The following is an 18,649-nucleotide window of genomic DNA, read 5'->3' as shown; positions in this document are numbered from 1 at the left end:
ATCGGTTGCAGGCACCAGCGTGCCGCGCGGCCGTGGGCCAACAAAAAGATGGACGCACCATCTTGGGGAGAGGGAGAAGAATGAGTCTGTCTTTGGTGCAAAGCCGTGCTTTGCTTGGGCTTGAAGCGGCCGATGTCACGGTCGAGGTGCATCTGGCGAACGGTTTGCCCAGTTTCACGCTGGTCGGGCTGGCGGAGACCGAGGTGAAGGAATCGCGCGACCGCGTGCGCTCGGCCATCCAGAACGCGGGGCTGGAGTTTCCGAACAACAAGAAGATCGTGGTGAGCCTCGCGCCGGCCGATCTGCCCAAGGACTCCGGCCGCTTCGATCTGCCGATCGCGCTGGGCATCCTCGCGGCGAGCGGGCAGATCCAGGGCGCGCGGCTCGCGGGACACGAGTTCGCGGGCGAGCTGTCTCTCTCAGGCGAGCTCAGGCCCGTGCGCGGCGCGCTGGCCATGGCGCTCGCGCTGTACACGCGCGGCGTCGCGACGAAGCTGGTGCTGCCCATCGAGAGCGCACAGGAAGCTGCGCTGGTGCCCGGCGGCGAGGTCTACGGCGCAAGGCACCTGCTCGATGTGGTGCGGCAGTTCCTTTCCGAGGACGACAAGGCCACGACCCCCGAGCCGCCCGACGATGGCTGGGCGCGAATCCATGTCACGCCGGACGTCGCCGCATCGCCGTACGCCGACCTCGCAGAGGTCAAGGGCCATGCCGGCGCCAAGCGCGCACTCGAAATCGCCGCGGCCGGCGGCCACAGCCTGCTGATGGTGGGCGAGCCGGGCTCGGGCAAGTCGATGCTCGCGCAACGCTTTGCCGGCCTGCTGCCGGCAATGAGCATCGACGAAGCATTGGAAAGCGCCGCCGTGGCCAGCCTGGGCGGTCGCTTCGCGACGGAGCGGTGGATGTGCCGGCCGACGTCTGCGCCGCATCACACCTCCAGCGCGGTGGCGCTCGTGGGCGGCGGCTCGCCGCCGCGGCCGGGCGAGATTTCACGCGCGCATCACGGCGTGCTCTTTCTCGACGAATTCCCCGAATTTGCGCGCTCCGCATTGGAGGCGCTGCGGGAGCCGCTCGAGACCGGCACCATCACCATCGTTCGCGCCGCGCGCCGCGCCGAATTCCCCGCGCGTTTTCAATTGATCGCAGCGATGAACCCCTGCCCCTGCGGCTACCTCGGTTCGTCGTTGAAGCCGTGCCGCTGCACGCCGGACCAGGTCTCGCGCTACCAGGGCAAGCTCAGCGGCCCCCTGCTCGACCGCATCGACCTGCACATCGAAGTGCCCGCCGTGTCGGCGCAGCAACTGCTCGACTCGCCCCTGGGCGAATCGACCGAAAGCATCCGCGGCCGCGTGGTGGCGGCCCGCGAACGCGCCATGCGGCGCCAGGGCTACGCGAACCAGAACCTGCAGGGCAACGCCATCGACACGCACGCGGCACTGGACGCCACGGCGCTCAAGTTCATCTACAACGCCGCGGCCAAGCTGGGCTGGTCGGCGCGCAGCACGCACCGCGCGCTGAAGGTGGCGCGCACGATCGCGGACCTGGATTCATCGGAAGCGGTGCAGATCGCGCACGTGGCGGAGGCGGTGCAATACCGCAGGGGGTTGCACGCCGTCGCGTGACCGACAGATTCGCGGCGTTTCGTTGATATGCCAATGGAACTGACGTCAAAAAATATCAATTTAACTTCGCGAATTATCCATTAGCTAAAAACCAGGGAAGTCGAATTGCAAACCACAGACGTGATTCTGAAGATATGCGAGCCACCATCCTCGTCGGAGTGCAATGGAATTGCCGAAATCTATAACTCCATCGGATGGGGCGGCAACTATTCCCATGGCGAAATAAACGCGATGTACGCCAGGGGCTATCACGCCATCTTGCGATCATCCGGGACGGTCGCGGGAGTTGTCAGAGCTTTTGGAGATGATTATTCCGTCACCTGGCTGGCGGAATTGGCCGTTCACCGCGATTTCCAAGGAAAAGGATTGGGGTCCGTCCTTATGCGCGAACTCTTGAATTCACACGGCCACACCGCAGTTTATGCCGACGTCCTTCCAGGGCAAGAAGGCTTTTTTGCCAAATTCGGGATTCTTCCGAGATCGACATTGACCACCTGCTCGCGCGCAGCCACCACGCGCGGCAGTCAAATTAAAGGTCAGTGAACAATTGCACGAGCCAATTGATCCCGGTGCGTGGCGATATCAAAAAACCGCCAACCTCAATTCATTTGGCGGAACTGAAATTCGACCCGCCCGCAATTCAGCTACTTGAATTCGTGCGCCACCACAGGCGCCGACCGGCTGTCCTGCACCGTCACCCGCTGCCGGTACGGCTCCAGGTCGCCATTGCGCACCTCGATGTTGTAGATCCCCGGCCGCAGCGACAGCGATTTGAGCGGCGGGCTCACTCCGCGGTCCGCGCCGTCGACCAGCACCTGGCCCCACGGCCGGATGTTGAACTGCACGCGGCCCATGCCCGGTGAGGCCGAAGCAGTCGGCGATGCGCTGCCCGCCACCACGGTCGGCACGTTGTTCGTCGAAGCCGCCGAGGTGGGCGGCGCGGGCATCGTCGGCGACAGCCGGTTCAGCTCGGCGATGGCGTTGCGCGCTTCCCGGGCGTGCGGGCCGCGCCGGTAGCGGCGCAGGTACGCCTCGTAGCCTTCGCGCGAGTTCTCGGCCTGCGCGAGGTTCCAGTCCTCGACCTCGCTGGTGGCCTGGGCGGCTTCGGGCGGCACGGTGGGCGTGGCCACGGCCATTGGGGGTTCGAGCGGCGGCGCGGCGGCGGGCGTGCTCTCGGGCGGCGGAGCCATCGGCGCCCCTGCCGCCGGTGCACTGGCAGGCGATGCGGGCGGCGTGGCGCCACCGGCGATGACCGTGGCCACACCGGTGGGCGTGCCATCGGCGATCGCAGGCGTTGTGCCTGGCGTTGCGCCGGGCGTTGTCCCCGACGATGCGCCGGGCGCGGCGCTCGTGCCCGGCTGCGGCATCGCGGCCGGCGGCGCGCTGGGGTCGGACATCGGCGCCGAAGGCGGCGGCACGGGTGCCATCGCCGTCGTCGTGTCGGGCTTGTCCGAGGTCATGCGCAGGCCGATCCACCAGCCCACGGACACCAGCGCGACCAGCAGGACGCCGACCACGCCCCAGCGCGGCAAGGCCGACGACTTCGCGCCCGCGACGGGCTTGGGGCCGGGCTTGCGCGGGCCATCGCCCTTCGGCGATGCGGGCGCCTTGGCGGCCTTCACCGGCTTTGCCACTGCCGCGGGTGGCGCAGCGAAGGCGGCCGTTTCGAGCGGCGCCGGCGCCGACACCGATGACAGCGGCGGCGGAGGCGGCGTGGCCGCCACCGGCGCGGACGGAATGATCACCGTCGGCGCCGCCATCGCGTTCACGTAGATGTCGCCCAGCTTCACCAGCCCCAGCTCGGCCGCGAACGCGGCCACGGTCTGCGTGCGGTCCTTGCTGTGCACGGCCAGCGTGTGGTCCACCGCGGCGCAGAAGCCCGGGCTCAGGTCGGCGCGGCCCATGGAGGCGAGCGGCACGTACGCGTCCTGCACGCTGCGCACCACGGCCGAGGGCGGCGGGTGGCCGGTGACCGCGCGGTACAGCACGGCGCCCAGCGCATACATGTCGGTCCATGCGCCCTGCAGCAGCGTGTTGTCGTCGGCGTACTGCTCGATGGGCGAGTAGCCCGACTTCACCATCACCGCCACTTCGTCGACCAGGTCGGCGATCGATTTGCGCGCCGCGCCGAAATCCAGCAGCACCGGCAGGTCATCGTGCTGGACGAAGATGTTGTCGGGCGCGATGTCGCGGTGAAAGCACTGGTTGCGGTGCAGCGTCTCGAGCGCGCCGAGCAGCGGGCCGAGCATGTTCAATAGCCACGGCTCGGTGATCTTCGCGGGCTCGTCGTCGGCCAGGCGCCGCAGCGTGCGGCCCTTGTAGAGCTGGATCGCCATGTAGGCGGTGGAGTTCGATTCCCAGAACCGGTGCACCCGCACCAGCGCCGGGTGGCTGAACTGCGCGAGCGTGCGCGCCTCGTTGATGAAGCTGCGAAGGCCGGCCTGGAAGGTGGCCGTGAGGCGCTCGGAGCGCACGTGCACGCTGTTGTCGCCCACGCGGCGCGCGAGCATGGCGGGCATGTACTCCTTGATCGCGACCTCGCGCTGCAGCGAGTGGTCGTAGGCGCGGTAGACGATGCCGAAGCCCCCTTCGCCGATCACCTCCAGCAGCTCGAACTCGTCCAGCCGGTGGCCCGTGCCCAGCGGGTGCGGTTTCTCCGATGTGTCCTGTGCATCGGACGGCGCACTTGCGCCGCCGCCGTTGCCAGTGCCGTGCGTCGTCATGCATCTCCTCCTGCCGCAGGGAGCTGGTTTTTCATGCCCATGGCACGTGCCCCTGCGAAAACAATTTCGAGAACAGCGGTGTGTTGAGGCCGCCGCCATGGGCCGCGGTCCGCAACGGTGACCCGTCGGCCTGGTTGGTCCACCAGTAGCTGGTGCTGCCGAAGGGGTCGAAGCACAGTGGAAGCTCGGGCCAGCCCAGGCGCTGTTGGGCGGCCGCGCCAGCGGCTGTAGGCCCCAGGATCGAGAGGATGTCGTCCGAGCCGCCGCTGGCCGTGCGAAAGCCCTCGCGCGCGGCGGCCAGGATCTGGCCGTCGAACTGGTCGGGCGCCACGCCGTGGCGAATGGCCTGCAGCAAGGCGCTGCCGCACTGCCAGTACCAGGCGGCCGAGCCTTCGAGCACGGCGGGGCGGTAGTTCGATGCCGACACCTGCAAGGTCACGCACACGGGGTAGTAGCGGCCCACGCGGTCGCAGCTGGGCGCGATGCAGCCGAACTGCACCGCGTCCACGCCGTGCGTCGCGGGAATGGCGAAGTTCCAGACCGGCGCGACCGCGTAGTGGCGCGTCATCGCGTCGGGCCAGCGCTTGAAGCTGCCCAGGCCGTTCTGCATCCAGCGGTCCCACCAGGCCTGCAGCTCGCGCGGCATGCGGCGGTAGAGAAAGTCGCCGGCGGCGGGCAGCTTGCCGTACCAGCCGATCTGCTCGTCGACGGGCACCCAGGCCTGCGGGGGAATGCTGCTGTTCATGGCCTATGACTTCCCGGGGCACGAGAACCCGCTCATCTGGTTCAGGCGCAGCGGGTTGTAGACGCTGTTGGCCGTCACCGCCAGCACCACCTTCTTGCCCTGCAGGTCGAACGTCGCGTTGAACGATTCGGGCGCGCCGCCCGCCGAGATCGAGGCCTTGTCGAAGAGCCGGTGCAGCGCCCACGGCCCCTCGGTCACGATGCCGCCGGCCGGCGTGCCGTTGGCGGTGGTCACCTGAAGGCGCACCTGGTTGCTGTTGCGCGGGCCCGGCCACTTGACGGTGCTGGGCGCCTGCGGGCCGTGGGCGTAGCGCACCGTCTGGCCGTCGACGTCGAGCGTGAACTGGGTGATGGCCGCATCCATGTCCTCGGGCCGCAGGTCGATGGTGAACGAGGGCGTGCGCCCGCCCGCCATGCCGGTGAAGAACACGTCGCGGATCGCCTGCGCGCGCTGGAACGAATCCAGGTACGCCGAGCGCCCCGCCGCGCTGCCATCCACGCCGCGCTTGAAGGTCCACGGGTTCACCGAGGTGTCCACCTGCGAGGCGAGGTTCTTCTGGAAGAAGTCGTCCATCATCCCGCCCGGCGCGAAGAGCTGCGCGAAATCGCCGGCCGCCACGTCGCGCGGCGAGCCGCGCGTGAACGGGTAGCGCCCCGCAATGGCCTGGTTGCAGAACTGCCCGATGGTCGCCGCCGCGTTCTGGCCGATGTTCTGCCGCGTCACCGCCGCGGCCTTGGACGACGCGGTGGCCGACAGGTCATTGAGCATCCCCTGGAACGGCACCGGCAGCCGGCCCGCCTCGGCCTGCACCTTGGTGACCGCATCGCTCGACGGGGGAATGTTGCCGCTGCGCAGCGCGGTGTCGGTGGCGGTGAGGAAGGTGTAGAGCTCGTTGATGAGCGCGGCCGTCGCATCCAGCGGCGTCTGCCCGCCGGCCTTGGGCGCGGTCACCATGCGGCGCAGCGGCTCGAAGTGGTTGTCCACCAGCGACTCGGGGCGGTCGGGCGCGGCGTTGCGGCGCTGGCTGCCGTCGGGCTGGCCGATGAGCTGCTCGATGCGCTCGCGCGTGCTGGCCACGCGGTTCTGCGCCTGGTCCAGCAGGCTGCGCGCGGCCTCGTCGTGGTTTCGCAGCAGGTCGGTCTCGCGCGCGGCGCCGCGGATGAGCCGCGACATCGGCGACTCGCCGGTGGAGAGCACGCGCGTCATCTGGATGCTCTGCAGGAGCGACTTGCTCTCGGCCAGCCGCACGTCGGCCAGGTACTCGTCCCACACGCGGATGTAGTCGGTGAGGTAGAGCCGCCGCACCTCGCGCAGCAGGAGCTCGCGCGAGGTGACGTCGGTGATGCCCGGCGCGCGGATCTGCAGCACCCAGCGGTCTTCCTGCTCCAGCGAGAGCGTGGTCTCGGCCATGCGCTTGTCGAAGATGTCCCAGTAGCCGCGGTAGGTGAAGAGCGTGGGGATGCCGTCGGTCAACGGCTTGCCGCTCGCGCGCCGGATCACCAGCGCCGACTCGGCCCCCGCCATCTCGGCGATGGTGAAGGCATTGGGCGGGCTGGTCTGCAGGAGGATGCGGCGCAGCCGCGCATACGAGCGCTGCGCGAGCGGCACGCCGGCCAGGCGCTCGCGCGTCTGGGTGATGAGCTTGTCGTCCTTGGCGAAGGGCGAGGCCACCACGCGACCCGCGAACAGCGCCTTCAGGTGCGATTCGAGGTTGGTGCGCTGCTCGCGCGTGAGCGAGGCGCCGATCTTGCGGTCCACGTCGGTCAGGAGCCACGCCTGCAAAAAGTCGGCGTCGTAGCGCTCGGCGTCGTACAGCATGAGGTAGGCCTTGAGCGCCTCGTAGCTGTACTCGGCATCGATCTTCGCGGCATCGCGCAGCGACTGCTCGATGCGCTGCGCCGCCTGCGGCAGCAGCACGCTCTCCAGCGCGCGCTGGTAGACGCCGTCGGTCGCGGCCTGCAGCTTCTCGCCCTGGTAGAGGCCGAAGCGGTGCGAGACGGGCGGATCGCCGATGTCGAACTGGCCCGACTTGGGCAGGTCGCGCAGGCGGTCCAGGATCAGCAGCGAACTCGCGAGGTCGCCGCTCGCATCGACCACCGTCGGCAACTCGCCGCGCGCCGCGGCCTTGTTGAAGGCCTTGGCGTTGTTGTCGACCTCGGCCACGTAGTCCTTGTTGTTGCGCCAGCTGTTCACGCAGGCGCCCAGCAGCACCACCAGCAGCACGCCGATGAGGCTGTAGCCAGCGATGTCGATGGCGCGGCGGCGCCGGTACCAGCGCAGGTTGGTGCCGGCCACGCCCGCGTCGCGGAAGATCACCTGCTGCAGCAGTTCCTTCAGGAAGTAGCTCTTGCCCGGACCCGGCGGCGGCGCGGGCGGCGCGTTCACTTGCAGGTAGCGCTTGATCGCGCCCATCACGCGGTCGAAGGCCGTGCCCTCCTGCGTGCCGCTGGTGAAGTAGACGCCCCGCAGCATCGAGGCGGCCTCGAACTTCGAGGGGTTGAACACGTCGGCCAGGAAGGTGCCCAGGATGTCCTCGAAGCTCGCGAACTGCTGGGGCAGCAGGTAGGCCTGAGCGCGGCGCATCGGGTCGGGCTCGGCCGCCATGAGCTCGGGCAGGCGCTCGTCCAGGCGCTGGTGCAGGAGCTTGTATTCCTGGTGGAAGCGCTCGCGAAGGTCGGCCTTCGCAGCTTCCGCCGGATTGCCCTCGATGGGGAAGGTAAAGCCCCACACCTGCGCGCGCTCGGCGCGGCCCAGCGAGCCGAAGTACTCGTTGAAGCCGGCCAGCAAATCGGTCTTGGTGACCAGCACGTACACCGGAAAGTCGATGCCCAGGTCGTTGCGCAATTCGAGCAGGCGCTTGCGCAATGCCATCGCGTGGCGCGCGCGCTGCGCGTCGTCGGCCAGCGGCAGGTCGGCGATGCTGATCGTGAGGATCGCGCCGTTGATCGGCTGGCGCGGGCGGAATTTCTTGAGCAGGTCGAGAAAGCCCTTCCACTCGCCCTCGTCGGTCTCGCGGTTGCTCTCGTGCGTGGTGTAGCGGCCGGCGGTGTCGATGAGCACCGCCTCGTTGGTGAACCACCAGTCGCAGTTGCGCGTGCCGCCGATGCCGCGCACCGCGGCCTTGCCCAGCTGGTCGGCCAGCGGAAAGTCCAGGTCGGAATTGACCAGCGCCGTGGTCTTGCCCGAGCCCGGCGCGCCGATGAAGATGTACCAGGGCAGCTGGTACAGGTACTGCCGGTCGAACACCGAGAAGCGGCTCGCGGGCTTGCCGTCGGCGCCCTGCCCGAAGCGCATGTTCTTCAGGATCGCGGTGGCATCGGTGAAGCCGCTCTGCAATTCCTTGATCTCGGGCGCGTCTTCGGGCCGGGCCTCTTTCTCCTTCTTCGAAGGCACGCGCAGTTGGTTGAGCAGCTGTGCGTTCAGGCGGCGCTCGCGCCACTTGCGATAGACCAGCCGCACGATCCAGATCGCGAACATCAGCGCGATGACGACGATGCGGACGAACTCGCTCTCCAGCGGCCGGTAGCGGCCCACCGCGATGACGGGGCCGATGACCCAGATCAGGAACGCCACGGCCAGCAGGCCGAGAAAAATCCACAGGTCGCGGCCGATGAGGAAACGGAAGATGGAACGCAGCATCAGCGGGTTCCCCCTTGTGGTGCCACCGGTGCTGCCGATGCCGAAGGCGCCACGGGCGCCACCAGCAGCGTGACCTCCACGCGCCGGTTGCGCGCGCGGTTGGCCGCCGAGTCGTTGGGCGCGAGCGGATCGGCATCGCCGCGGCCTTCGGCGCGCAGGCGCTCGGGCCGCGTGATGCGCGCGGCCAGCATCTTCTTGACCGAATCGGCGCGCGCCTGCGAGAGCTGCCAGTTGGAAGGAAAGCGCACGCTCCTGATCGGCTGGTCGTCGCTGAAGCCGCTGACCAGCACGTTGCCTTCCACCGAATTCAGCGCATCGGCCACGCGGCTCAACACCGGCGCATAGCGGTCGAGCACGCGGTCTGAGCCCGAGGCGAAGAGCCCGTCGCCGCGCAGCACGACCACGCTGCGGTCGGCCTCGTCGCGCACCGTCAGCAAACCTTCGCGGATCTCGGGCTCGAGAAAGCGCTGCAGGCGCGGCTGCGGCGCCTGCATGACCACCGCGCGCGCGGTCTGCGGCAGGCGCACCGCGTTGACGGCCGCGAACGCGCCATCGGAACTCCCCGCGAGATTGAAGGTGAGCACCGCGAAGGTCAGCACCAGCAGCACCGCGGCCACCGCGCCCACGGCCCACACCGGCAGCCAGTTGCGCGTGCGGCGCACCGGCGCGGTCGCGTCCTGCCAGTGCGGCGAGAGCGGCACCGCGATCTCGCCGCGCGTCTGGCGAATGATCTGCAGCAGGCGCTGCTTCAGGGTTTCCAGCTGCGTGCGGCCGTTGTCGATGACGCGAAAGCGCCCCTCGAACCCCATGGCCAGGCAGAAGTAGATGAGCTCGATCAGGTGCAGGTGCTGCTGCGGGTTCTGCACCAGGCGCGAGAGCAGCTGGAAGAACTTCTCGCCGCCCCAGGTCTCGTTGTGGAACATCACCAGGAGGCTCTGCGACGACCAGATGCTGCCGCCCCACGGCGTGAGCGCCGCAGCCTCGTCGACCGCCGTGCAGAGGCAATAGCGCGCGCCGATGATCACCTCGGGCGAGATGCCGCTTTGCTGCGCGCGCGTCTCGAAGCGCCGCACTTCATCGACCAGGTGCTCGCGCAATTGGGCGGGCGCATCGTGGTGGCCGGTGGCGCGGATCTGCGGGATCAGGTCGAGCAGCGGATTGGCGGCCGCCACCAGCGCGTTGTTGCCCGCGAGCGCGGTGTCGCCCGCGTGCGGGCGCCGCGCGTCGTGCCATGCGGTGAAGGATTCGGGCTGCTGGCCGAGGCCGCGCAGCGTGGACGGATCGCCGTTGTTGTTGTTGTTGCCGCCGCCCGGGTTCGGCGGCACGAAGCCGCCGGCACCGACGGCCATGTCGTTGACACCGTTCATAGGCTCCCTCACGGACGGATGGCCCAGAACTCCATGGCCAGACCCGGAAAGTCACCGGCCAGGTGCATCGCGACGCCACCCGATTTCTCGAGCTGGCGCCACATGTCGCCGCTCTTGTCGAGCTCGAAGTAGTGGTAGCCCGCGTTGTACGGAATCTGCCGCGGCGCCACCGGCAACGGCCGCACGGTAACGCCCGGCAGTTGCAGTTGCACGAGGTCGCGGATGCGCTCGACCGAGCCGATCTTGACCTGCGTGGGAAAGCGCTGCTGGATCGCATCGGCCGGCAGGTCCGCATGCACCGCGAGCACGAAACCGGCATTGCGCACCAGCACCGGGTCGGGCATGCGGCCCACGCGCACGCCGTGGCTGCGCTCCTCCAGCTCGATGGCGATCGCGCTCTGCTCGAGCACGGCCGAGAGCGAACGCCGGAGCTCCTCCATCAGCGGACGGATGCTCTCGTTCAAGTTGTCGTGGTCGTACACCGGCCACAGCACCGGGCGCCGCGTGGGCGAGGTGTGCGTGGCGAGATGGCAGGCCAGCTTGAGCCAGTCGGTGAAGAGCTGCTCGGGGTGCACCTGCACCGCCTGCTGCGCATGCCAGGTGGTCGCAAGATAACGGTTCACCAGTTCGAGCAGGAGGAAGTCGGACACCTCGCTCACGCCGCCGCGCCCCGGCTGCGAGAGCCGCGAAGCCAGCGCCTCGGAGCGCTGCGTGAGCAGGCCGTGCAACTCCGCGATCATGCTGCGCAGCATCGCGTGCGCCGATGCGTCGAGCACCGGCGGAATGTAGTTGGCATCGACCACCAGCTTGTGGTCGGTGCGCCGCTCGATCACGCGCACCGCGCCGATGGCCTGCCACTCCGCGGTGAGCGACGAGGCACGCGCGAGACGCAGCCGCGGCGCGGCCAGCTGCAGCACCGCAGGGCCGAGCGCCACCGCATTGCCGTCGGCCACCTCGCGCTCGATGACGCCGAAGCGCGCGGCCGAGCCTTCGTCGTCGGCAAAGATCACTTCCTCGCTGCCGGGCCTTCGCAGCGGCAGCGCGAGCACGATGAGTTCGTCGGTCAGGTCGTTGGGCACTTCGTAGGGCGGCGGTGCGTCCTCGATGCCGAAGGAGAACGGCGTGCCGTCGGGCAGCACGCCCGCGCCGCCGAGCAGCGACACGCGTCCGAGCGCATAGGCATCGCGGTCGATGTCCAGGTGCAGCCAGCCCCAATAAGCGCCCTGCAGGCCCGCGGTGCGGCGCGTGACGTACTGCTCGACGTAGCGCTCCAGTTGCTGGAAATGCTGGGGCCGCAGGTACATGCCTTCGGACCACACCACGCGATTTCCCAATGCCTGCGGATGGGCGCCCAAACGTGCGGAGCCCGAGTTGCGAACTGTCACCAAAGAACCTCCTGGGGAGTGCTCACACGGAAGCGGGAGATGCGCTGATGAACGGCCTCCCGATCGATCGGTCTGCTCTGATGCTACACGCCGCTTGTTGCGTTTTGCACCGCATTTCACGCGCCAATTCTTCGCACTTTTTGACTACCTTTGCCGGCCGGTTAACGACTTGGTAGTAATTCGATGCCTGTCTTCCGGATGGCGATGCGCACGGCCTGTTCGCTCGGCGAAAACTGCCACACCTTGTAGAGATTGGTTTGCTTGGGTTCCTTCAGCGGCAGCACGATGCGCCAACGCGCGGCCTCCAGCTTGCGATAGCCCGCGATGATGCCGATGGAGCGCGAATCAAGCCCCGCTTCCCGCTTGAAGACGCGCTCTTCGCCGCTTCGCATGATGGCCTGGTCCGCATTCACGAGTTCGGTCGCGAGCGTCTCGCGGTCGCGGTCCTGAAGTGCGAAGTAGTCTGCCGTCTCGAAGTTACCGGAAGATTTCAGTTCGAAGACCTTCACGAGAATCGGCGCCGCGTGGCCGCGACCATCGGGGTTCACGCCGTCGTCGATACGAACGGTGACCGCATAAGGTGTGGGCAGGGATTTCGCTGTTGAGGCGCATCCGCTGATGAGGCCCGCAAACAACGGTGTGGTTGCAAGTGCGCCTTGAAGCAAACTTCGTCGCTGCATGAGATCTCCCCCAGAGGTTCGCGGCCTATATTATCGAAGTCGTGCACATCGGCGACGACGCATCGTGTGCCGGTGCCGCGACTGTCGCAACCACTCGCAACCGCGCGGCACACCCTTTCAAGCATTGCCTTTCATTGCCCTTCGCAAGGTAGGAGAGAAGATTGAAGTCATGTCTGCCTGCTCTGGCGTTCACGCTCCTTTTGGTCACTGGTTGCCAGACCACGCCCGAGCCGCCACCGCAACCCGAACGCCTGAGCCAGAAGGTGGCGCGCGACACGCTCGAGCGCGCGCAGCAGGCCTATGACGAAGGCGACTACGCCAAGGCCATCACCACGCTCAAGAGCGGCGGCGTGTCGGTGTTCGAAGGCGCCGAGCCCGCCACGCGCCAGAGCGCGATGAAGCTGGAGGCCTTCAGCTATTGCGTGAGCAACCAGATCCCGGAATGCCGCACGCAATTTCGCAAGATCCTGGATGTATTCCCCAACTTCGAACTCAACGTCGCCGAGCGCAAGCACCCGGTGTGGGGCCCCGCCTTCGAGGCAGCCAAGCGAATGAAGCGCTGACCAGCGCGGCCGCCACGGCCGACACCGACACCATCGACGACGCTCGCCATCAACAGGAAGACGCCATGCGCTGGACCGTGATCGAACATGCCGGCAGGCCGGTGACAACAGGCCCTTCGGCACTGCTTGCAGCGCCCGGAGGCACCATCGGACGCAGCCCCGACAACCACCTCGTGCTGCCCGACGAGCAGCGGCAGATCTCGCGCCTGCAGGCCACCGTGCGCTTCGACGACGAAGGCGCCGCGGTGCTGCGCAACATGAGCGCGGTGCTGCCCATCAGCGTGAACGGGCGCACGCTCCTGCATGAAGAGGAGTCGCGTGTCGCGGATGGCGACCGCGTGGCCATCGGGAGCTATGTGCTGGAGGCTGCGAGTGCGCAGCGTGCGGCGAGCGTTGCAGCGATGCCGCCGCCTTCGCCGCCGACACCATCACCGCCGCCGCCGCCGCCGCCGCCGCCGCCGCCACCGCCACCGCCACCACCACCGCCGCCGCCGATCGATGTGCCGGCAACGCTGCGTCCGCCTTCAGTGCAATCGGCACCGCCGAGTTCGATGGATGCGCTGCTGCCGGAGACACCGGTCTCCGATGTGTTCTCGGACCTGTTCGGCGCGGGCGCGCTGCCCATCGGCGATGCGCCGCCGACGACCGTGGCGATGCCTGCTCCAGCACCGGCGCCGGCGCCGGTCGTTGCACCGCCGCCCAGGGAACAGTTCGCCGCGCCCGCGGTCACGACGGCACCGCCACCATCGCCGTTCGCGAAGCCGGCTGCACCGGTCACGTCGCAGATTCCTTCCGCAGCCGACTGGGACGCCATCCTTGCGAACGCGCCGCGCCGCGTCGACAGCACGCCGGCGCCGATGCCCGACCCGTTGGCGCACGAGCCCTTCGAGCTGCCGTCGCAGGCGCGAAGGAACCCGGCCGATCCGCTCGCGGAGCTGAACCCGGAGGCGGCGGACGGCATGTCCGACATCGCGCTCAAGCGCGGCATGGACCCGCTCTCGTTCTTCGCGGCCGACAGCAACGCGCCCTCGCCGCTGTCCGATCCGCGGCCCACCGCGCTGACCCACGAAGACCCGCTCAGCGACAGGCACCCGGCCCTAGACCTGCTGACGAATCCGCCCGCCGCGCAGGGGTACAACCACGCGAACCACGCACGCGAAGTGGGGGCACAGTTCAGGCCGCCGAATCCGGTGCCGTTCGATGCGCCGGCGGGGAAGCCGGTGAAGGTGGAGGCGAGTCCGCCGCCTGAACCACCGCCACCACCGCCTCCTCCTCCTCCGCCGCCACCTCCTCAAGCGGCATCGGCACCCGCGCCGGTTGTTGAACCGGAAACGCCCGCCGCTGTACGACCCGTCGCGACGGCACCCGCAGAGGTCGTTCCGCCGGTCGAGATCGCGTCACCGGAACCCGCCGAGCCCGAACCCGAACCGGTGTCCACCGCGCCGTCCGCCGTGGCCGCAGCGCTTCCGCCCACGACGGCGGCGTCGTCGCCCGCTTCTTCCGACGAACTCTTCAAGGCATTCCTCGAAGGCGCCGGCGTGCCCGACGTCGCGGGCCAGCAGCCGTTCGATGCCGACGCCATGCGCCACCTCGGCCGGCTGATGCGCGCGTTCACCGACGGCACCATCGAACTCCTGTCCTCGCGCGCGATGCTCAAGCGCGAAGTGCGCGCCGAGATCACGATGATCGTGGACGAGGAGAACAACCCGTTCAAGATCCTGCCCAACGGCCGCGCCGTGCTGATGCAGATGTTCGGCGCGCGCATGCCCGGCTTCCTCACGCCGGAGGCCGCCGTGCACGATGCGCTCGGCGACCTGCAGTCGCACCAGCTGGGCATGGTGGCCGGCATGCGCGCGGCCTTGCTCACCGTGCTGCAGCGCTTCGACCCCGCAACGCTCAACCGCACCACGCCGCACGACGGCAGCCTCGCCGAGAAGATGCTGCCCGGCGGCCGCGAGGCGCGCCTGTGGCGCGAGCTGCGGCAACTGCACGCGGAAACGACTGCGGCCGTCGAGGACGATTTCCAGGCCGTCTTCGGCCGCGCGTTCCAGCAGGCCTACGACCGGGAGATGGAACGCTTGAAGGAGGCGCGCCGTGCTTGAAGCCACCCGCGCCGCTTTCGCGGTTCCCATCTCGACCTCGCAGTTCTCCTGCGTAGGCGAACGCTCCGGCAACCAGGACGCCATCGGCTACCACCTCGATGAGCACAACGCCTGCTTCGTGGTGAGCGACGGCGTCGGCGGCAACGCGGGCGGCGAGCTCGCCGCGCGCATCGCGGTGGACACCGCGCTCAACACCTTCGTGGACCACCCCTCGGTCGCGGCCGACGACATCCGCCACGCGGTGAAGGCGGCCAACGACGCCATCCTCGCCAGGCAGCGCGAACTGGCCGACCAGAGCCGCATGAGCGCGACCATCGTCTCGCTGTTCGTCGACCGCGCGAGCGGCCAGGCCACGTGGGCCCACGTGGGCGACAGCCGCCTTTATTGGTTCCGCCGCGGCGCGCTGATGCAGCGCACCGAAGACCACAGCCTGTCGGAGCGTTCGGGCGAAGCCGCGATGGGCAACGGCGCGAATGGCGGCGAGCGCCTGGTCAAGACCAACCTCCTGTACCGCGCGCTCGGTGCGCGCGCGACGGCGGAGACCACGGTGTCCGCATCGCAGCAGCTGGCCGATGGCGATGCATTCCTGCTGTGCACCGACGGGCTCTGGCAGCTCATCTCGCAGCAGGTGATGGAGCGATCGTTGCAGCTGGCGGACAGCGCGGAGGAATGGCTCGCCCTCCTGCGCCGCGCGGCCGAGGCGAAGGCGGACAAGTCGCAGGACAACTACTCGGCGCTGGCGGTGTGGGTGGGGTTTCCGCAGCAGGTGACGTTGGCGGGGACGGCGCGGCCGGCCTGAAGTTTTTCTCGAGGCTCGCGCCGCGCGCGCAAGCCGCCGGTGAGGCTCAGGGCGCGCAGATCACGACCGTGCCCTGGCTCGGCGAAGACCGCACGGAGACCGTGTTGGTGCGGTTCGCGAGCGACACGGAGCCCATGCGCATCGCCGGCATTCCCTTGACGATGACCGTGCAGGCGCAGTTTGCGATCGGTTGGGTCGGCCCCATCACCGAGCCGGAGGCCACGCCCAGCGCGATGCCCGGGTTGTCGCCGTTGGTGAACGGAATCCGCGTGCCCATGTTGTGCTGGGGCATGCCCAGCACGAGGATGTTGGTGACGTTCGGAATGGCGGTCATGCCCGCCCCGATGTTGAAATAGGTCACCGGCACGGGCCCCGGCGGCGTCAGGCACACATCCGGGAATCCGGTGTCGAAGCCCATGAGCTGACAGCAGGCAAAGCACATGGTCTTGCTCCTAGCCCAGATGGACTTGTTCGCTGTCGAACTTGAGCAGCGTCTTGCCGCTCATGAAGGTGGCATGGCCGTGCATCTCGAGCACGCCCTCGACCTGGCAATCCAGGTGGCCTGCGCGCACGGTTTCGCTGATTTCGGTGGTGCGCACGGCCGTTGCTGCATGCGTGCTCACGTGCTCGTGCGCTGTCTCCATCTCCTTGCCCACCAGCCGGTACAGGCCGACGTGGCCGAGCCATTGCGCGCAGGTGGAGACCGCGCGCTCGCACAGCATGTTCAGCGTGGACTTCGCGCGCAGGCCGATCGAGTCCGCATCCAGCGCGATGTTTTTATCGCTCTGCAAACTCAGGTCGCCGTTGCGCACCACCAGCCGCGTGTCGCCGTCCAGCAGGAGCTGCTGCCCGGGGTTGCGGCTCTCGAGCACCGCGATGACCCACAGGCCCGTTTCGCGCGCGCCGCTCAACAGCACCTTGTCGCCCGGCATCGGCGCCACGAGGCAACTCACGGCGCGCCGTGCCGCGACCAGCTCGCTCGCCAGCCGCACCAGCAGCGCGTTGCCCTGGTCCTGCGCCACCACCTCGGCTTCGGCGTGCACCACGCCGGTGGGGCTCAGCGGCCTTTGGTCGATGTGCGCTGGAACATGGCCTGTCGGTGTTCGGGTTGCTTCCATTTCTCTGCCTCGCTGAGTTTGTCATCGGCCGGCAGGATGCCGGCGCGGTCCGAAAAGAGGGTCGCCTCCAGGGCGGCCTGGTGAAAGTTCGTGCGTCCGAACCTTGCGCCGCGAAAGTCCGCGGCGCGCAGGCCGGCATGGGAGAAGTCGCAGTAGATGAGCGATGCTTCCGCAAAAACGGTTTCGTGGCAAGTGGTGCGCCGGAGCATCGACTGGTCCATGTACGCGCCATGCCAGCGGCTGCGCGTGAGCGTGGCGCCGTCGAAGATCGACTGCGCGCACTGCACGCCCGTGGCATCGACGCCTTCCAGGTTCGCCCCGATGAAGAGCGCGTTCGTGGCCATCGCGCGCAGCAGCACCGCACCCGCGAGGTTCGCGCCCTTGAAGTTGGCCTGCCGCAGGTCGCAGCCGGTGAAGTCGCAGCGCCGCAGGTCGCTCTCGGTGAACTGGGTCTTCGCAAGCGCCATGCCGGCGAACGAAAAGCCCGCCGCCTCGATGGCGATGAGCACGCAGTTGTCGATGGTGCAGCCCGGCAGCACGCAGCGCACGAGCGACACGTGACGAAAGACGGTGCGCGCAAACCGCGTGCCTTGCGCGGACATCACGAAGTCGGCGCTGTCCATGAAGGCGCAGCGGTCGAACTCGCCGCCTTCGAAATGCATCTCGGCGACCACGCACCGGCTCCACACCGAATCGGCCAAGCGCGCATGCGCGAAGCCCAGGCGCCGCAGCTCGCACGAGACCATGGCCATGCCGCTCACCTCGAGCTGCGTCCAGGTGCAATCCTCGAAGACGCAGGAGATGAACTGCGCGCGCTCGAAACGCTGACGCTCGAAGACGACGCCGGCAAAGCGGCAGCGGATGAACTGCATGTCGCTCCAGCTGCTGCCGGCCAGCTGGGCCGCCTGGAAACTGCAGTCCTGCACGATGCCGCCCACCAGGGCCAGCCCCGCGGGCGCCGCGCCCTCGAACACGGCCGATGCGGTCGGCCTGCCCTGGCGGCATTGCTGTGCGAGTTCTTCCCATGATGTCATCGGCGTTGCTTCACTCCGCCCGGAACGCCGGCTTGGTGTTCATCCAGGTCGTCAATGCGGCCTCGAACGAAGTGCCCGCATTCGTGCGGACCATCGAGAAGTCGCTCTGGTACAGGCTCGCGCCGTCCAGGCAGGCATCGTCGAGCCGGGCCGACTTGAAGATCGACTGCGCCAGGTTCGCGGCACGCAGGCTGGCGCCGCTCAGGTCGGCGCGGATGAACATCGCCTCCTGCGCGGAGGCGCGCTCGAAGCTGCAGCGCATGAGCCGGGCCTCCGAGAAATCGAGCCCGTCGAGCACGGCGTCGCTGAAGTCCGAGCCCGACAGGTCCACGCCGCGCAGCGAGGTCTCGGAGACCCGGCAGCCATCGAAGCGCGAGCCCGCGAAGCCGCACTCGGGCGAGAAGAACGACTGGTGCAGGCGCGATTGCGAAAAGACCGTCGGCGCACATTTGCGCAGCATGCGAAACAGCACCGGCGCGAGATCGCAGTCCTGGAACGCGCATTGCTCGAACTCGGCTTCGACGAAGCTCGTGCGCTCGAGCCTGCACGCGCGCCAGCGCAAGGCCTTCATCGAGGCCTGCATGAAGGTGCAGTTGACGAAGCTCGTCCTGGTGAACTCCGCATCCTCGGCCCGCAGCGAGCGCCAGCGGCCGTGGACGAAGCGGCAGTCGTCGAAACGCGCGCGGCGCCAGCGCGACTGTTCGAAGATCGTGCTCTCGAAGGTGCACCCGTCAGCGCGCAAATCAGTGAACTCGCTCTTGCCGAGATTCGCGCCGTCGAAATGGCAGCGCGCCATCGAGGCGCCGGCAAAGCGCGCCCGAGAGAGCACGGCGTTCTTGAAACGGCAACCCTCGAGCGTCGCGCCGCTGAAG

General features: G+C 68.4%; 15 protein-coding genes. 5 read left to right on the top strand and 10 right to left on the bottom strand.

Annotated features, from left to right (window positions below; translation table 11 throughout):
• Window positions 1-80: 80 nt before the first annotated feature.
• On the top strand, window positions 81-1,622 hold the full coding sequence (locus JC881_RS29520; RefSeq protein ID WP_198789344.1) for a YifB family Mg chelatase-like AAA ATPase: 1,542 nt from the start codon (window positions 81-83) through the stop codon (window positions 1,620-1,622).
• Between the two features lie 105 nt (window positions 1,623-1,727).
• The gene (locus JC881_RS29515; RefSeq protein ID WP_198789343.1) at window positions 1,728-2,165 is read left to right on the top strand and encodes a GNAT family N-acetyltransferase; all 438 of its coding nucleotides are present in this window, start codon (window positions 1,728-1,730) and stop codon (window positions 2,163-2,165) included.
• 101 nt (window positions 2,166-2,266) lie between these two features.
• Here JC881_RS29515 and JC881_RS29510 read toward each other — a convergent pair whose 3' ends face one another.
• The 6 genes from JC881_RS29510 to tssJ all read right to left on the bottom strand — a co-directional run bounded on the left by JC881_RS29510 (window position 2,267) and on the right by tssJ (window position 12,161).
• A complete protein-coding gene (locus tag JC881_RS29510; protein WP_198789342.1) occupies window positions 2,267-4,345 on the bottom strand; it encodes a serine/threonine-protein kinase in 2,079 nt (692 codons plus the stop codon).
• 31 nt (window positions 4,346-4,376) lie between these two features.
• A complete protein-coding gene (gene tagF, locus JC881_RS29505) occupies window positions 4,377-5,090 on the bottom strand; it encodes a type VI secretion system-associated protein TagF (protein WP_198789341.1) in 714 nt (237 codons plus the stop codon).
• Between the two features lie 3 nt (window positions 5,091-5,093).
• Complete coding sequence (tssM, locus tag JC881_RS29500; RefSeq protein WP_198789340.1) at window positions 5,094-8,729, bottom strand: type VI secretion system membrane subunit TssM; 3,636 nt, start codon at window positions 8,727-8,729, stop codon at window positions 5,094-5,096.
• Window positions 8,729-10,096: a DotU family type VI secretion system protein gene (locus JC881_RS29495; RefSeq protein ID WP_198789339.1), complete on the bottom strand. Its 1,368-nt coding sequence runs from the start codon at window positions 10,094-10,096 to the stop codon at window positions 8,729-8,731. Before JC881_RS29495 ends, tssM begins: the two co-directional genes overlap by 1 nt.
• Before the next feature lie 8 nt (window positions 10,097-10,104).
• Complete coding sequence (gene tssK, locus JC881_RS29490) at window positions 10,105-11,484, bottom strand: type VI secretion system baseplate subunit TssK (RefSeq protein ID WP_198789338.1); 1,380 nt, start codon at window positions 11,482-11,484, stop codon at window positions 10,105-10,107.
• Window positions 11,485-11,642: 158 nt separating this feature from the next.
• On the bottom strand, window positions 11,643-12,161 hold the full coding sequence (gene tssJ / locus JC881_RS29485; protein ID WP_198789337.1) for a type VI secretion system lipoprotein TssJ: 519 nt from the start codon (window positions 12,159-12,161) through the stop codon (window positions 11,643-11,645).
• A gap of 161 nt (window positions 12,162-12,322) precedes the next feature.
• Between tssJ and JC881_RS29480 the strand changes: the two genes are divergently transcribed.
• The 3 genes from JC881_RS29480 to JC881_RS29470 all read left to right on the top strand — a co-directional run bounded on the left by JC881_RS29480 (window position 12,323) and on the right by JC881_RS29470 (window position 15,625).
• Window positions 12,323-12,724, top strand: coding sequence for a TssQ family T6SS-associated lipoprotein (locus JC881_RS29480; RefSeq protein WP_198789336.1), 402 nt, complete (start codon window positions 12,323-12,325; stop codon window positions 12,722-12,724).
• Window positions 12,725-12,789: 65 nt separating this feature from the next.
• Entirely contained in the window at window positions 12,790-14,826 is a 2,037-nt protein-coding gene (gene tagH / locus JC881_RS29475) for a type VI secretion system-associated FHA domain protein TagH (RefSeq protein ID WP_198789335.1), read from the top strand.
• Window positions 14,819-15,625 (top strand): PP2C family protein-serine/threonine phosphatase, encoded by an 807-nt coding sequence (locus JC881_RS29470; protein WP_198789334.1) that lies wholly within the window; start codon window positions 14,819-14,821, stop codon window positions 15,623-15,625. The genes tagH and JC881_RS29470 overlap by 8 nt, the downstream gene beginning before the upstream one ends.
• 46 nt (window positions 15,626-15,671) lie before the next feature.
• Here the strand turns inward: JC881_RS29470 and JC881_RS29465 are convergent, their stop codons facing one another.
• From JC881_RS29465 to JC881_RS29450, 4 genes are all read right to left on the bottom strand, one after another.
• A complete protein-coding gene (locus tag JC881_RS29465) occupies window positions 15,672-16,067 on the bottom strand; it encodes a DUF4150 domain-containing protein (protein ID WP_198789333.1) in 396 nt (131 codons plus the stop codon).
• A 10-nt stretch (window positions 16,068-16,077) separates the two neighbouring features.
• Window positions 16,078-16,671, bottom strand: a complete 594-nt coding sequence (locus tag JC881_RS29460) for a DUF3540 domain-containing protein (protein ID WP_198789332.1) — start codon at window positions 16,669-16,671, stop codon at window positions 16,078-16,080.
• An 11-nt stretch (window positions 16,672-16,682) separates the two neighbouring features.
• Window positions 16,683-17,777, bottom strand: coding sequence for a pentapeptide repeat-containing protein (locus tag JC881_RS29455; RefSeq protein WP_198789331.1), 1,095 nt, complete (start codon window positions 17,775-17,777; stop codon window positions 16,683-16,685).
• Window positions 17,778-17,787: 10 nt separating this feature from the next.
• Window positions 17,788-18,649: pentapeptide repeat-containing protein (locus tag JC881_RS29450; RefSeq protein ID WP_198789330.1), on the bottom strand; the 862-nt coding region annotated here is incomplete at its 5' end.

It is taken from the genome of Variovorax sp. IB41 (assembly GCF_016405905.1).
In the GTDB taxonomy this organism is placed as follows: Bacteria; Pseudomonadota; Gammaproteobacteria; order Burkholderiales; family Burkholderiaceae_C; genus Variovorax.
The sequence above is the reverse complement of the archived record's forward strand: the minus strand, read 5'-3'. Positions and strand labels throughout refer to the sequence as shown.